At 34.7% G+C, this 14,448-nt stretch carries 10 protein-coding genes and 3 pseudogenes; 7 read left to right on the forward strand and 6 right to left on the reverse strand.

Annotation, left to right across the window (positions count from 1 at the left end):
- Nucleotides 1-19: 19 nt before the first annotated feature.
- The 5 genes and pseudogenes from ONI09_RS04465 (at nucleotide 20) to ONI09_RS04485 (ending at nucleotide 4,387) form a co-directional block, all read left to right on the forward strand.
- Nucleotides 20-748 (forward strand): annotated as a pseudogene (locus ONI09_RS04465) (IS5 family transposase).
- Nucleotides 749-999: 251 nt separating this feature from the next.
- Complete coding sequence (locus tag ONI09_RS04470; protein WP_265013804.1) at nucleotides 1,000-1,305, forward strand: hypothetical protein; 306 nt, start codon at nucleotides 1,000-1,002, stop codon at nucleotides 1,303-1,305.
- A 119-nt stretch (nucleotides 1,306-1,424) separates the two neighbouring features.
- Nucleotides 1,425-3,437, forward strand: a pseudogene (locus ONI09_RS04475) (hypothetical protein); the annotation flags it as partial.
- Nucleotides 3,438-3,549: 112 nt separating this feature from the next.
- On the forward strand, nucleotides 3,550-3,813 hold the full coding sequence (gene infA / locus ONI09_RS04480; protein WP_265013806.1) for a translation initiation factor IF-1: 264 nt from the start codon (nucleotides 3,550-3,552) through the stop codon (nucleotides 3,811-3,813).
- Nucleotides 3,791-4,387, forward strand: coding sequence for a Maf family nucleotide pyrophosphatase (locus ONI09_RS04485; protein WP_007550161.1), 597 nt, complete (start codon nucleotides 3,791-3,793; stop codon nucleotides 4,385-4,387). Before infA ends, ONI09_RS04485 begins: the two co-directional genes overlap by 23 nt.
- Here the strand turns inward: ONI09_RS04485 and ONI09_RS04490 are convergent.
- The 5 genes from ONI09_RS04490 to ONI09_RS04510 form a co-directional block, all read right to left on the reverse strand.
- Nucleotides 4,379-7,033, reverse strand: a complete 2,655-nt coding sequence (locus ONI09_RS04490; protein ID WP_265013807.1) for a hypothetical protein — start codon at nucleotides 7,031-7,033, stop codon at nucleotides 4,379-4,381. The two genes, ONI09_RS04485 and ONI09_RS04490, sit on opposite strands and share 9 nt — an antisense overlap.
- 152 nt (nucleotides 7,034-7,185) lie before the next feature.
- Nucleotides 7,186-7,344 (reverse strand): hypothetical protein, encoded by a 159-nt coding sequence (locus tag ONI09_RS04495; RefSeq protein WP_153296804.1) that lies wholly within the window; start codon nucleotides 7,342-7,344, stop codon nucleotides 7,186-7,188.
- Between the two features lie 35 nt (nucleotides 7,345-7,379).
- The gene (locus ONI09_RS04500) at nucleotides 7,380-8,723 is read right to left on the reverse strand and encodes an alanine:cation symporter family protein (RefSeq protein ID WP_265013808.1); all 1,344 of its coding nucleotides are present in this window, start codon (nucleotides 8,721-8,723) and stop codon (nucleotides 7,380-7,382) included.
- 464 nt (nucleotides 8,724-9,187) lie between these two features.
- Nucleotides 9,188-9,691, reverse strand: coding sequence for a protein-disulfide reductase DsbD domain-containing protein (locus ONI09_RS04505; protein ID WP_265013809.1), 504 nt, complete (start codon nucleotides 9,689-9,691; stop codon nucleotides 9,188-9,190).
- Nucleotides 9,692-9,987: 296 nt separating this feature from the next.
- Entirely contained in the window at nucleotides 9,988-10,944 is a 957-nt protein-coding gene (locus ONI09_RS04510) for an IS5 family transposase (protein ID WP_265013810.1), read from the reverse strand.
- Nucleotides 10,945-10,977: 33 nt separating this feature from the next.
- On the opposite strand from ONI09_RS04510, the gene ONI09_RS04515 reads away from it, so the two are divergent.
- Entirely contained in the window at nucleotides 10,978-11,202 is a 225-nt protein-coding gene (locus tag ONI09_RS04515) for a WPE palindromic element domain-containing protein (RefSeq protein ID WP_265013811.1), read from the forward strand.
- Here the strand turns inward: ONI09_RS04515 and ONI09_RS04520 are convergent.
- Nucleotides 11,194-12,792 carry a hypothetical protein gene (locus tag ONI09_RS04520; RefSeq protein WP_265013812.1) on the reverse strand — a complete coding sequence of 533 codons (1,599 nt, stop codon included), beginning with the start codon at nucleotides 12,790-12,792 and terminating at the stop codon, nucleotides 11,194-11,196. The two genes, ONI09_RS04515 and ONI09_RS04520, sit on opposite strands and share 9 nt — an antisense overlap.
- Nucleotides 12,793-13,492: 700 nt before the next feature.
- Here ONI09_RS04520 and ONI09_RS07100 point away from each other — a divergent pair.
- Nucleotides 13,493-14,415 (forward strand): annotated as a pseudogene (locus tag ONI09_RS07100) (IS110 family RNA-guided transposase).
- Nucleotides 14,416-14,448 lie beyond the last annotated feature (33 nt).

Genomic DNA, 14,448 nt, shown 5'->3' on the forward strand with positions numbered 1-14,448 from the left:
AAGTTTATAACCAAGTGACATAAGTCGAGAAAAGTTTGAGATTATTGTAGCAGATCTGGAATCTTGCAGAAAGAAGACAAAACCAAGAACACTTGATTTACATGATATATTTTGTGGAGTGTTATACGTGTTAAAAAGTGGTTGCCAGTGGAGAATGGTATCAAAAGAGTTCCCAAAATGGCGCAATTGTTACGACTATTTTAAGAAGTGGAGTGAAAAACCAGATGTAAATAAAGAAAGTGTTCTGGAGCTGGTATTAAAAAAAAATAATTGCGACAAAACAATGGTCGGAAAAGCTTCTGCATAATTGATGCACAGAGTATAAAAAATGCAGATACTGCTGAAGCTATGATGCAGGCAAGAAGATTTCAGGGCCGTATTGCAGTAGATACGCAAGCATGCAATTTATACAACAACAGCAGAGATAACTGATCGTAGCAGTGCTGTGAGAATGGTCGAAAATGCAAAAGAAAACCTCTCGGGAGTTAAAAATGTACTGGTTGATGCAGGCTATACTGGAGAGAATTTTGTAACTCAAATAAAAACGATTATTGGTGCAACCGTTGAAGTGATCAAAAGAAATGAATTACGTTCCTTTGCTGTATTGCCCAAAAGATGGGTTGTGGAGCGATCTTTTGCTTGGTTAGAAAAATGTAGAAGATTGTGGAAAAATTGTGAGCGAAAACTCAATACTAGCCTACAAATGGTCGTTCTGGCTTTCACTGCCTTACTTCTGAAAAAATTATGAACAGGCTCTTACTAACTCTTATCTAATAAAAAAAATACTTGTGTAACTTCGAATAGTCTATTATGCAAGACAGCAGTATAAACATGTAGTAAGAAATGTATAATGAAAAATAAAAGCTCAAGTTTAACACTTGCAGTTATTTTTACACAATTAAGTAATCATAAAAGTTAGTGTAGGACGAGGTTATACAGTTTGATTTCTTTTAATATATGTTAATTGGTATAATATAAATATAGTTAAGGAGGCGTATTATGACTGGAAGTTTGGCTAAGGAAGAAAAAACAGCAGAGGCAGGAAAAACAAGTAATCAGTCAGAGAATTATGATGTTGAATCAGTTATAAGGGTAGCATCATGTGCTTGGAATGCAATACATTGCTTGTTGGCATCTTATGAATACGATCTATATTCGTCATGGCTTGAATCGCATTTTACATCCCTCAAGGACTGTATCAATAAAATGGAAAAAGACAATTCTTTCACTAAGGACTCTGCTATAATAAAGTTCTGCCGCTCAATTGCAGAAAATAATAAATTATACAAAGAGTTAAAAATTTAAATAATCTTGCTGAAAAATTTTCTCAATTAGAGAAGATAATAACAGGCTTTAAACTAAAAGACCTAGAAGACAAGGTAAGCTTCTTAATGCTTTTGAAAGAAGAAAGTGACTTCACTGCTATACAGAAGGCTTATAGAGATGAGTGGAGTTTTTATGACCTAATAAATGATAGAGATTTTAAAAAAACGTACATAGATAAAGCAGTAACAGAGTCTGCTAATAAGAGCTTTAAGAAAGATATAGATAAATGCATAAAGTTGGCAGAGCAGGGAAAAAAAGCTGCAAGTAAATATCTTGGAAGAAAAGGCGTAGAGCTTCAAGCTTATTACACAGAAACTGATAACGCTTATAGAGTTTTGAATATCAACTCTATTAATTACAATAGAAGTGAGCCAACCAGGATTAGTGACATTTTACAGCAAGAGAAAGATATTAAAGAGCTGAATATCTATTGCAATAAAAAACATGAAATACACGCTCATCGGAAAGGTAAGGAAAGATATTATGAATTTAAAGAGGGCGCATATTATGAAATGAAAAGCACTTGGCTTGTAAAGGATGGATCCGAAATGTGTACCATGATTATGAATGTGAGTAGCGATGGCATAACTGAAGTACTAAAATTTAATGATGAAGATTTTGTGCTATCGGATGAGATCTTAGAATTAATAAAGCAAAACGATGAATTATATATTCAAGGTCTCTCCTTATATGATGCTGTACTAGAAAAAGGTAAGGCTGCTGATGTTGTACCTACTGCTAATAATAATTTTCAAAATGAGCCTATAGCGGCCTATCGCGAGGAACCAGAGGGGGAATTAGACCCTAAAGTTGATGCTGACAATAGCCTTTCTCCTTCTATTAATAGCAATGCATCAACTCAAACGGAAGTCAATTTACAACACACTGAAACTCAAACAGAAGTTGCTTCACAACAAATCGAAACTAAAACGGAAGTCAATTTACAGCACACTGGAACTCAGACAGAATTTGCTTCACAACAAATGGATGAATTGATTTTAAATAATCAGATGCTGTCCGAAGAAAACGTTGAATTGAAGCAAGAAATGTCAAATTTGAAAAAAGAAGCTGTTGAATTGAAGCAAAAAATAGAAGCAGGGTTGCAAGTGATAAATAAAAAGCACCATGAATTAATACAAGAAAATCAGCGACTACAGGAGAAACTAGAAACAACCCAAGCAGAAGCTAATCAAACAATTGTAAAGTTAGAGAAGCAGAATAGCGATTTACAAGACAGGTTTGAAAAAGAGGAGCAAAAAAACACGGAATTGCAAACTGAACTGGCACAAAAAAATGAAGAATTAGCAGGTGTGTTAAAAGAGCTACAAGAGAAAGCACAAGAACTTAAAGGTGTATATGAAGAAAAAAGAAAGCTAAAGGAAGAGCTGAAAATTGTTAATGCAGGAAAGAAGAATTTGGAAAAAGAGCTAAATCAAGCACGAGAAGATGCGGAACAGATAATGGTTGAACGACGCCAGCAGAAAGAGCGCTTGAAAGATCAGCTAAGAGAATTAGATCAGGAATATAAGGTACAAGTAGAAATTGAGCAAAAGATTAAAGAATCAGATAGGCAGGATAGCAATTTACAAGATACACTTGGAGAAGAGAGACTAAAACTCAACATTGAAGAGCTAGAAAACGAGTACGAGGAATTTCCAGGAGATAAGGTGCTTACACTTGAACTCACTAAAGATGAAGATAAAGTCGAAGAGTTAAGAAACGAGCTAGAGCGTGAGAAAGAAAAGTGTAAACAATTATTAGAAGAAGAAAATGAATGGGGTGATGAATTGGTAGGAATGCTTGATGGACTGGAAGAAAAAATTCGTGCTGATGAACAAAGGAGCTTCAACAATCAATTAACGGGAGAAATTTCTAATGAGTCTGGTAATGCTCCACGACAGAAGAAAAGGTTATCCAAATCTTCAAGCATTGATAATGAGTCTTATGTTCCACTGAGAGAGAAGACAACATTACTCAGATCTTTAAGCGTTGATAGTGGACTTGATAGCGATGAAGAAAATTGTGATAATGATTTATCTTTCAACATAAGTCCTATAAGTTCTATTGAGAAGGTGGCAGAGAGTAGAAACGTAGGTAGGGTATCATTGTGAAGATGGTTGGGGTTAAGTTGCAACTTAAGTGGGGCGCAAAAGGTCTTTTGTGTTGATAATAATTTAAAATCTATAGTAGACTAAAAAAGATTATTAAATTATAATATAACATATGATAAAAGACGAGAAATCGAAAACAATTTTTGAAGTGGAAGGGGCAGTAAATGCTTTACTACCTGCAGCAGAATTTAGAGTGAAACTGGACAATGAACATGAGATTATCTGTCATGTATCAGGGAAAGTGAGAAGAAGTAAAATACGCATCATTATAGGGGATAGGGTGTTAGTTGAGATGAGCATTTACGATAGGAATGCGAGAAAGGGTAGGATCATTAGAAGGCTTAAAGGTACAAGTGACAGAACGATCTCTAAATAATCTTATTCTTGCTTCATCATCGAAAAGGCGTATAGCTTTACTAAAACAAATAAACATTGAGCCAGGTTTAATTTTGCCAGCAGATATAGATGAAGCCCCTTTAAAAAAGGAACTTCCGAAGGATTACTCAATCCGTATGGCAAAAAGTAAAGCGGAGAAAATACAAAGCTCAAATCCAAATTACTTTGTGCTTGGTGTTGATACAGTTGTTGCTTGTGGTAGAAGGATATTGCTCAAAGCTGAAAACGTTGAGCAAGCAGAAAAATGTATCCGCTTGTTATCAGGAAGAAGGCATAGAGTATACACCAGTGTATGTCTATTAACTCCCGATCAATCTAAACAACATATCAGGACTGTGGTTACAATAGTGAAATTTAAACGTCTCAGTGAACAAGAAATTAAGTATTATTTAGCATCAGAAGAGTGGAAAAATAGGGCGGGGGGATGCAATATACAAGGCCTAGCTGGAGTGTTCGTATTGTTCTTACGCGGCTCCTACTCTTCCGTTATAGGGTTACCATTACATGAAACCTATTGTTTGCTAAGCAATTATTTTAACTTCAATTTATATTGAAATACCTTTATTAGTATCTTTTTTTTGTTGTGACTCAGCAACCTGTTTAGCCCAATCTAGTGGTCTTTTATTTCTGTTAGCTAATGCAATTCTATTGCGATCATAACCATCAGTGTGTTCTGTTAAAGTATCTCCTCTTTCTTCTTCTATTACTCCAGCTTTCAGTTGTGCTTCATCTTTCTCTAGTAATTTATATAGTTCGCTATTTTTATCTACGGTTGGATTAGTGTCAGCATTTTCTCGTTCTGCCACTGTTTTTACATCTGTTGAGCTGTCTTTTAGCAACCCGGCTGCTAATAAATGTTCTTTAGTTTGTTCACTAATTCCTCTTTGATCCACTGGTTTTAGTGGAAACTTCTGAGTTTCTTTATCCAACTTACTGGTAAATTCCGTAAGTAGAGTATCATCTCTTTGTTCAACATTCATTAGGCTCGCTTTTAACTGTCCAGGATTTACTTGAGATTGTTCATTATTGTCATGAGTTGGAGATGAATAGCCCGAATCGTTTGCTTTTATGTCTGTTGAGCTGTCTTTTAGCAACCCAACTTCTCTCAAGCGTTTTTTAGTTTCTTCGCTAATCTGACTCTGATCAGCTGGTTTTAACCTGAGATTTTCTTGACCTAATGTATTTTTAAGTTCTTCAAATAGAGTTAGATTACTTTGTCTAATGTGTTCTTCTAATTTCCTTCCTACCTGTTTTAAATCTGTTTGAGATTTACTATCACTATTAGTTGGAGATATATAGCCTGAATCACTTATACTATTTGGTGTTGAAGCAGAGACATTAACGGTTGGACCTTCCACTGTTTTTACATCTGCTAAATTGTCTTTTTGCAACCCATCTTCTTTATCTTGTGACAGTTTATCAGTAGGATCAACTTGCCTTAATCCTCTATTATCCTGCTGTGATCTATCTCTGATTTCTTTAAGAAGATTTTCAGGTGGAGTTTGATCACTTTGTTCAATGTTCTCTAAGCTCTTCTTTAACTGTTCAGGATTTACTTGAGATTGTTCATTATTGTCATGAGTTGGAGATGAATAGCCCGAGTCACTTTTATTATTGAGTGCTGTAGCAGAGAGCGGCTGTTCACTTTCTTTCCACTTAGCATCACTAGCATCTTGGTTATCACTGTTATCTGGAGAAGATGAATAAGGAATTCTGTCCTTTAATGTCTCTAACGGTGATGGGTTATTTTTTCTACTTCCTGCAATTGATGCTTTTCTATCATCAACATCAATGTGCCGTAAGTTGTTTTTCTTGAAATTTCTGATGTCTTGTAACAGATCGCCTTTGCTATTTCCTTCTTGTTGCTGGGTTTTAGGTTGTTGCTGATCATTAGGTGTTTGCTCACTTCTATCTGGTTTTTGGCTTCCAGGTACAGCATGTCCAAATGTAGGATTGTCATACCGTTCATCTTCTTGCCTATTATCTTGATTGTGGCTTACAGACTTGGTGAAAGTAGAACTATCTGAAGAATCAGAAGTTGCACCTTTTTGCTGATTATTAGGTGTTTGCTCATTTTCGCGCAAGTCATCTGGTTTTTGGCTTCCAGATTTGGCTCCCCCTTGCTCATCGAAAACACCTTTTTTAGGTGGTAGTGAACTAGTTCTAGGTGGAAGTGGCGGAGGAGTTTTTTTGTTCTGAGGATTCTCCTCAAAAAGCGATTGTAGGTTATAAACTTGACCTCCCGAATTTGCTTCTCGTGCTGCTTGTCTAAGCTCACGCTTTTCTTTAGCCTCCTGAGAATTAATTTTATCGTCAAAATCTTTTCCAATTCCGCTATCGTAAGACTGCCTTCTGCTGTTAGATTGTAGTCCAAAATGTGAAAGGTGGTCTTCTTTTTTTTGAGTTATATCAGTAGCTTGAACGCTAACACCTCTATTAACATCAATTCTTGTTGTAGTTTCAGATGATAGCTCGTTACTGTCTTTATTATGTTGCATCTCATTCGCTTTTCCTTGTCCTTTCTCCCTGAATTGTATTTCATGCAAGAATAAACCACCTATTTTTACATCTCTGTTTACTTCTAACCGTTCTAGAGAAAAATCATCACCTTTAACAAGGTCTACACCGTTAGCATCAATCTTAATTTTGATCTTACATTCCTTCCCCTCCGCATACCACTTTAAAGTCATTTCATATGAACCATCAGTTACGACATAATGTCTTATTTTTTTCCCTTCTTCCTCGGCAACAAAACCATGCATTCCGCTCTTTCCATCACTATGCAATGTTGAAAATCCTGAGATTTCATTCTTCTCACAAAAATCACTATTTAAAAATTCGCTAATTTTAAACTCTTTTTTGTTATCTCCCAGCGTAATACTTGCGTGATTACCGTATATTGAAACTCCTGCAACATCATCAACATACTCTTTCAACCTTTCTTTAACTTCACTTTCAAGCTCTTGTCCAGCTTTCTTTGTCTTGTCGCATTTCTGAAGAATAACTCCATATGCTTTATCTTTGTTTTCTTCTTCGTCCCAATTCCAGTTGGCGTGTTTTGTTAAAAACTTTACTGTGTTAAAATCAACTCTAGCATTATAAATTGGGTCGTCTTCCTTTTTTATTTTATCAAATAAAGGAAAAATTTCTTGAATGCGCTCATTATAAATGTGTTCTTGTTGTGTATCGTTAGTGCCCATATATCCCTCACTAATAACCCTCTGCCTTTAGTTCTAGCTAATACTAGCTAATATAATTATCACAAGCATTGGTTGAATTTTTATTAAGGAAGGTTGTGTTACTAATGTGATGACACAAGCTATTTTATGGTAACATCAAACGATTTAAGTTGTCATTCCAGTCTGGAATCCAGCCTTTCACGAACCCCATCAAAAATGTTGTGTTTTAACATAAGATTAGCTACTTTTATGCTCACTAATTTAGTGCCAATCAAGATTCCTGGATCCCAGTGTCTGGGCACTGGGATGACATCCTTCTTGGCGGAAATCACTCTTATATCACAACAGCTGCATAGCCTAAATTGTTTTAGCTATAGCTCTGTTTTTGCAACTTCAAATATCTGCTACTCATAGTAAACACTCCTGGATCTTGAGAGGTTAGCTTGAGTATAGCGAGTATGTTGATAAACAACAAAGCAGCAATCGAGATATCAGCAACATCCCATAGCAACCGGACTTTACCTATCGCACCAAGCGGAATGATCATGGTAAAAATTACAATCCAGATTTTAGTGTATTTATTATCCATAGACACATAGCGTATTGTCTGTTTTGAGCAAAAAAACCAAGTAAAAATAGTAGTAAAAGCAAAACAAAACATTATGGCCATAATTAAATAGTCAATATAAGGCCAATTCATTGCCTTTCTAAAAGCAAACATGCACATGTTAGTGCTCTCTAAATCAGTGACCCAAGAATCTGTGACAAGCAGTACCATTGTTGTAATAAACACTATAAACGCAACTATAAAAGGCGATATTATCGTAATTAGACTCTGCTCAATAATAAATTTATTATTATTTTTCTTAGGAACAATTGAAGAATGTACGATTCCTTCAAGGCCAAGCCCTATATCTGTTGCAAAAATACCTCGCAAAGTTCCGACTTGAATAATAGTCAACATTTCTAGAATCAAACCTAGAGATAAACCAGAGTTAAAGCTACTGGTTGTAAAAAAACTGCTTGTTATTAGTTTTAGAGAAGGAAGAATATTTTCACTAAATTTAAATAATATGATACCGCAAAGTATGAGGTAACTTACCGTCATTATCGGTATCATAGCCGATATAAAAATTTTAATCTTTTTTAAGCTGAGAACTGCAACAACAAAAAATATTATGGCCATTACAATGCCACCAATGACTACAGGCACATCTATCATGTTAAGTGGTATTGACAGAGAATTTACCTGAACAAGGTTACCAACTGTTATTGAAACCATCATCATAACAACCAGAAACACAATTGTAGCTTTTCTAGAATTAAATGCATCAGCCATGTAGGCTACAGGGCCACCTATAAACCGTCCGTTCTTTTCCTTTCTGGTTTTTATACTTAGATAACAAGTGACATATTTTATCACAGAAGTGATAACAATAATTATCGCCATCCACAAAATAGAGCCCGGTCCTCCGGTTTTTAGAGCAACAGCAGTTCCTGAAATATTTCCTACTCCTAAATTTCCCCCTAAAATTGTAAACAGAGCGGCTATAGAAGAAAATTTATTTTCTCCTTTTTTAGCTCCAAGTAGTGAAAGGGTGTATGGTAATCTAAATACCTGTAGCCACTTTAGTTTAATCGATAGGTAAACACCAGCAACTAGCATGAGTAATATTGTTGGCAGTAATAAAACAAACTTTACTGTATCCATCTGTAAAAGTGAGATTTTTATTTGAGTATACAACAAAAATTGAAAATACCTAACCTATTTTCTATGTATGACTTCGTTTCCGTCATTCTAGGAACCTTTTCTTGTCATCCAAGTAGCGTGACACATAACTGTACGAACATTGTAATATGGTACAATGTTAAGACGATGTCATTCCAGTGCTTGACACTGGAATCCAGCTTCACCTTATGATGATGTCATCCCAGTGTCTGGGCACTGGGATGACATCTTTTTTCTTGGTACAAATTACTCTTATATCTCAATGTTCGTACAGTTAGTGCGTGACACTGGGATCTAAATTTTTTTATTATAGATCCCAGTGTCAGCTACTTGGATGACGCCATTTTAGAGGAATTCCCTTATACCACAAGTTTGTACAGATGTGGGTTTGACCATAGCTAGATTCCAGCGTCACGCACTGGAATGACACCTACCCCATGAGAACTCTATTTTTCATACCACTCATTTATAAGTTTATTGATATCAGAATCTATAAAATCCTTTAATGGTTGCCTGATTTTTATCTCAACATTTTTAGGGATGCACCTATCTTTACATATCGCATAATTTATATGGAAGTTAAGGTCAATATACCCTTGATTTAAAAATATATTCATCTTAAAGGGAAATAATACCATATCCTCATATACGTTCCTTACAAACGTCTCTCTCCCTACTTTATCTTTATGTTCCTTTGGAATAGGCCAGTGAATATTTATATCTGATGCATTACCTTTGTAACTAATAGACGTGGGAAGGCCAAAATCTCCAGGATCTTTATAATATATGTGCCAGCCTGGTTCTACTGTAACCTTTATTGCACCTTTAAGAGTGAAGCTTGCTTCATTTATCTCGCCAATAAGTAAATCAAATTTTGCAATTTCCTCGTCAGCATATAGTTGGGTGCAAGAAAAAAATAAAAACAATATTAAATATATATGTATTTTCATTAAGGTAAATTTCTCCTTTTATAGAGAAAGTGATTTAGATTTTAATTATTATATTTAATAGCATTATACAGATTATTTATTAATATAGCATTATGCTATAGCTAAACTGACTTACAACAATCTAAAAAACGACAAATTCGTCATTCCGCTACTTGTTAGCGGAATCTATGCCGCGAATGAATCCACAACTGTACGAACATTGTGATTTTGGCCCATAAGGAGGGTGTCATGCCAGTGCGTGACACTGGGATGGCTTTGTTGCATCACACTTTATGAGATGGTGATTTATGGTAAATTCATGTAACTATCTCAAATTTAGCCATACCAATATCAGTGAATTTATTAAGCAAATAGCATTTGATTAGCAGTTCTTTTTCTCGATTTATCTCAGATTTATTCCTAAAACTAAATCCGAATATTTGCTTTAATCTTGAGAAAAACCCTTCAATATAAGATCTTTTCCCATAATTTACTTCTTTTTTCCATTCTTTCATGCCATCTTCACCGTATAATTTTATTAACCTAATAGCAGCATTCCTGTCAGACATATAATCTATTTCTGGATGTTCTGCCGCATTGTTTATTGGTGGAATTTTTGTCTTTATATCATATTTGTTACACAACTTATAAAACTTGTGCCTATCACATGCTCTATCTGCATATAGTGCTTTTATGGCATGCTGAAAATCAACTTCTTTTAGCAAATCACAAGCTCCATAGTGATCAGAGTAGACACCATTACTGTATTTTACAGCTATGGCTTTTTTGTTGTTTATATTCAACATTACGTGCAATTTTCTCGTTTGCTCATAGCCACGATATTTTCTGTCAGTGCTATTTTCCTTGCTGTGACCAGGAGTGTTGTTGTATACACTAATTCCTGTACTGTCTATAGCAATTTCGATATCTTCCATATTATTTTTATCAATTCTGCAATCATTTATCTTAATATTAAGTTTCTTAAACCTTCTTGATGCTTGTGAATAGCTGATAACTGCCAAATCTCTTCCTATTTGTTGCAAGTACCCTTTTATAAACCCGACTGTTTGTCTTAAACCAATTCTAAAGAAACTGACGATTATATGCACCAAAATCACAACTTTATCACTATAAATATAGTTGCCGCCCTGCATTTTTGGACAATTCTCGTACCAATTTTCTATGGCGTCATTGATATAACAAAAAATGCTTCCTCTTTCTTGGAGAAATTTGTTATATTCATGGCAGTTACTGACTCTCATTTTTTGTGGCATATTTTTTCTTCAACAGTTAAATGGCTATTTATAATGAATTTTGTCAGTAACTGCCAGTTCTTTTCACTTGAGCGATGCAACAAAACCCACTGGGATCCAGAAAAATTGATTGTGCACTATACAACATTTTCGATTAAAAGCTGGATTCCAGTGTCAAGCACTGGAATGACATCACAGGGGCACTGGAATTTTTGTTTCAATATTTGTGCATTAGCCATGCATCTGAACAGATATTGTAAATTAGCTATATTACATTAGCCCATCAGATGAGTTGTAATGGTTATAATTGTCTGATAAGTGATCTCTAACATCGTGACCTAACTCATTGGCATCAGGCTTAACTTCGTGATCTAACTCATTAGCATCGAGCTTAAACAAAGAAGGATTATCATCAGATTGTTGATTAGACTCTTTCTCTTTCGACCCAAATAACCATGAAAAGAGTGATGAGATAGAATCAATAATGGATTTAATTGTTGAAAAAATATTGGATAAGAAATTACTGGGTTGCTGAGTATCCTCTTCGGCTGATTCTGGTTCAGGCTCTTTTCCTGCTGTGTCATCCACATCTTCTTCAGGTTTACTTCTGCTTATAAGTGTCTTATCTAACCATTTGAATATATTCTTGTCTAGATTATGAAAATACATTTGACTTATCTCCTTATTTTCATCAACGTAAATCACTAAAGTTGTATTCTCATTCCCCAATCCATCACATTCACTAACGAGCGATTCATGAGAGTTCTTAATGTCTTTGATAAATTGAAGTTTTTCTTCTTCTGCTGAAAGATAATCTCTGTGTTCTGCTCTATAAGTGGTGCCTTTGTATTTAAAACTAAACATTGATTCACGATCTTCATATTCATCTAGTCCAGAATTCTTGACACGTTGTATAATTTGAAATTTCTCTTCTTCTGAAAGGTCCTTGAGGTATATACTACCAGTTGTATCTTTATATTTAAATTTAAACATCCATCCATGGTCTTCATATTCATCTAGTCCAGAACTCTTGACACGTTGTATAATTTGAAATTTCTCTTCTTCTGAAAGGTTTAGGCGGTATATACTACCAGTTGTACCTATGTATTTAAAAATAAAACTCCATCCATCGTATTTATATTCATCTACACCCATCTGCTTGCAAATAGCTTTATAATTTTTTTCTTCTACTTCTCGTCCAACAACATTTGCTATGAGTTCAGTATCCAGAATACTCAAAGTTTGGACTGTTGCCGATGGTGAAAAACACAATTGAAATATGTGGCCTAGCTCATGACCTAGAACAAAATCCATGGCACTTTGCTTATATGTCAGAATATTCTGACAATCTGTTACTCCTCGTGTAATATATCCTGGACCACCATCTTCATCTAAGCCGAGAAGATTGTTATACTTTGTATAATCGCTTCTATTATTAAAAATGTGAACCGTTATATTGTAACTTGCATTACTATTTTTCAAGCAAAACTTTTCTTTAAATGCTTCATAGGCAGTTTTAATGTCTGTTTCTATTTGGTTTTGTTCCTGCTCAGATAAGTTGTCGTATTTTATAGTACAATTTATATACCCGTATTTAACGGTAAAGCTGTTAGACAAAACATCATGTATATTTGTGGAAAAATAATTGAACTGCTTTGACTCAGCTTCCTTATACAATTGATGCCCATATTTATCCCTAGAATACTTTGGTAGTTTAGGTACTTTGGCAATTAAGTTTTTGTTACTATCAAAAAAAGAAATATCAGAATTACCAATCCTAAAATCCTTTATAGATTGCCCGCAAGTGCCATCATTTGCACAATCATGATTATCTTTCTTATTAAACCATGCGTTGGTGTATTTTTCCATTTTGATACCTCACTACCAAACCTTACTATATTATTATCTTGGTAAAAATCATAATAATTCGTTAACTTGTATTTTAAATCTGTATCAAATGTGCTTTTCTCGTAAGGTATCAATTGTGAAGTAATTAACTTTATTTGTTTAAAATTTTGCTAAAATAGCTCTTTTTATACTATGTTTTATATAGCTAAACTGACTTAGATTTACTGACAATTTGAAAAACAAAAATTCGTCATTCCGCTACTATAGTATTTTCTAAAACGAATGATAAACGTCTAAAATGGTATTACCAACTAAAAGGTGTAAGTTTGTACATTGATGCATTAGAGGTCTGAGGCGACTTTTGATGGTGTGCCAACAATGCTCTATCGGATTTAGATCTTACTATTACCCACAAATATAAATGTTTGTTGCGTAGCTCTTAATGGCATAACTTGTGCTTGAAATAACTGTTTATATGGTGCAATTTACAGCTTTTAGTTGCTAAAATTATAACTCTTAGTTTAATAATTTTAATCTAATAAGCTTTCAGGTTAATAAAATTAAATTATTTGAATAAATACAATACTATGTTTTTATTTGTGGGTAATAGTAAGGCTTAAAGCAAAATGTAGTACGAACGGTAGGTGGATCTAAAAGATCGAATTACAATCCTGTATACAGCATTTTGCATTATTGTTTGATGATATTTATAGGTACAAAAATGGCTAGAATAATTTTCATGGGAGTAGATGTTTCCAAGGAAGCATTGGACATCTCAATTAATGGCAAGCATAAGCGCATAGCAAACGTGAGTGATGCTATATCTAAGTTTATAGAAACAAATATAGTCGATTTACCCATCAAGTTATGTGTAAACTGGTGGCTATGAAAAGCTCATTATAAAATTGTTGCAAGATAACTGTCCATAAAGCTCACCCGAATCGGGTATATGCATTTGCCAAAGCTTGCAATCATTTTGCAAAAACTGACAAGTTAGATGCTAAATTACTGGAAAAATACGCTGAATTTGTCAGTAAAGGCGGTGAAGTAAAAGGATGTGTAATTTCAAAAAAGCAAGAGGAATTAAAGGAGCTGGGGGCAGTTGAGCGTAATTTAAATGATGCAATTCATGCAAACAAGTGTCGCCTGCAAAGTGCGACGGGAAAAGCTAGAGAATACATAGAAAGACAGATAGGGTTTGCTGAAAAACAATTGAAAGAAATTAGGCAAGACATAGAAGACACAATAGACTCTGACCCTGAATTGAAAGGAAAAAATGAGCTTTTAATCAGCTATAAAGGTATTGGATCAAAGACGGCGAGCGTTCTACTGACAGAGGTGCCTGAGCTTGGTAGATTAGAGAATAGAGAAATTGCATGCTTGGTTGGAGTTGCACCTAAAACTAGTGAAAGTGGAAGAAAAGTTGGCAAAGCTCAAATCAAAGGAGGCAGGTTTTATGCAAGGAAAGCACTATACATGTCAGCTCTTGTTGCTATGCGCCACAACAGAAAAATGAAAGCGTTTTATCAGCGTTTGGTTGATTCTGGCAAAGCTGCTAAGGTTGCATTAGTTGCTGTCATGAGAAAAATTATCGTTTGTTTAAATGCCATGATAAAAAATAACAACTTTTATCTTGACTCTTAAGACGGTAGATGACAGACCATTGATTGTATGGGT

This window comes from Wolbachia endosymbiont of Drosophila pseudotakahashii (genome assembly GCF_026015925.1).
Lineage (GTDB): Bacteria > Pseudomonadota > Alphaproteobacteria > Rickettsiales > Anaplasmataceae > Wolbachia > Wolbachia pipientis.

What these genes read in the sequence shown, in the direction of transcription:
- ONI09_RS04470 (WP_265013804.1), top strand. Translation starts at nt 1,000, where the DNA reads ATGACTGGAAGTTTGGCTAAGGAAGAAAAAACAGCAGAGGCAGGAAAA.
- infA (WP_265013806.1), top strand. Translation starts at nt 3,550, where the DNA reads ATGATAAAAGACGAGAAATCGAAAACAATTTTTGAAGTGGAAGGGGCA.
- ONI09_RS04490 (WP_265013807.1), bottom strand. Translation starts at nt 7,033, where the DNA reads ATGGGCACTAACGATACACAACAAGAACACATTTATAATGAGCGCATT.
- ONI09_RS04500 (WP_265013808.1), bottom strand. Translation starts at nt 8,723, where the DNA reads ATGGATACAGTAAAGTTTGTTTTATTACTGCCAACAATATTACTCATG.
- ONI09_RS04505 (WP_265013809.1), bottom strand. Translation starts at nt 9,691, where the DNA reads ATGAAAATACATATATATTTAATATTGTTTTTATTTTTTTCTTGCACC.
- ONI09_RS04510 (WP_265013810.1), bottom strand. Translation starts at nt 10,944, where the DNA reads ATGCCACAAAAAATGAGAGTCAGTAACTGCCATGAATATAACAAATTT.
- ONI09_RS04515 (WP_265013811.1), top strand. Translation starts at nt 10,978, where the DNA reads ATGAATTTTGTCAGTAACTGCCAGTTCTTTTCACTTGAGCGATGCAAC.
- ONI09_RS04520 (WP_265013812.1), bottom strand. Translation starts at nt 12,792, where the DNA reads ATGGAAAAATACACCAACGCATGGTTTAATAAGAAAGATAATCATGAT.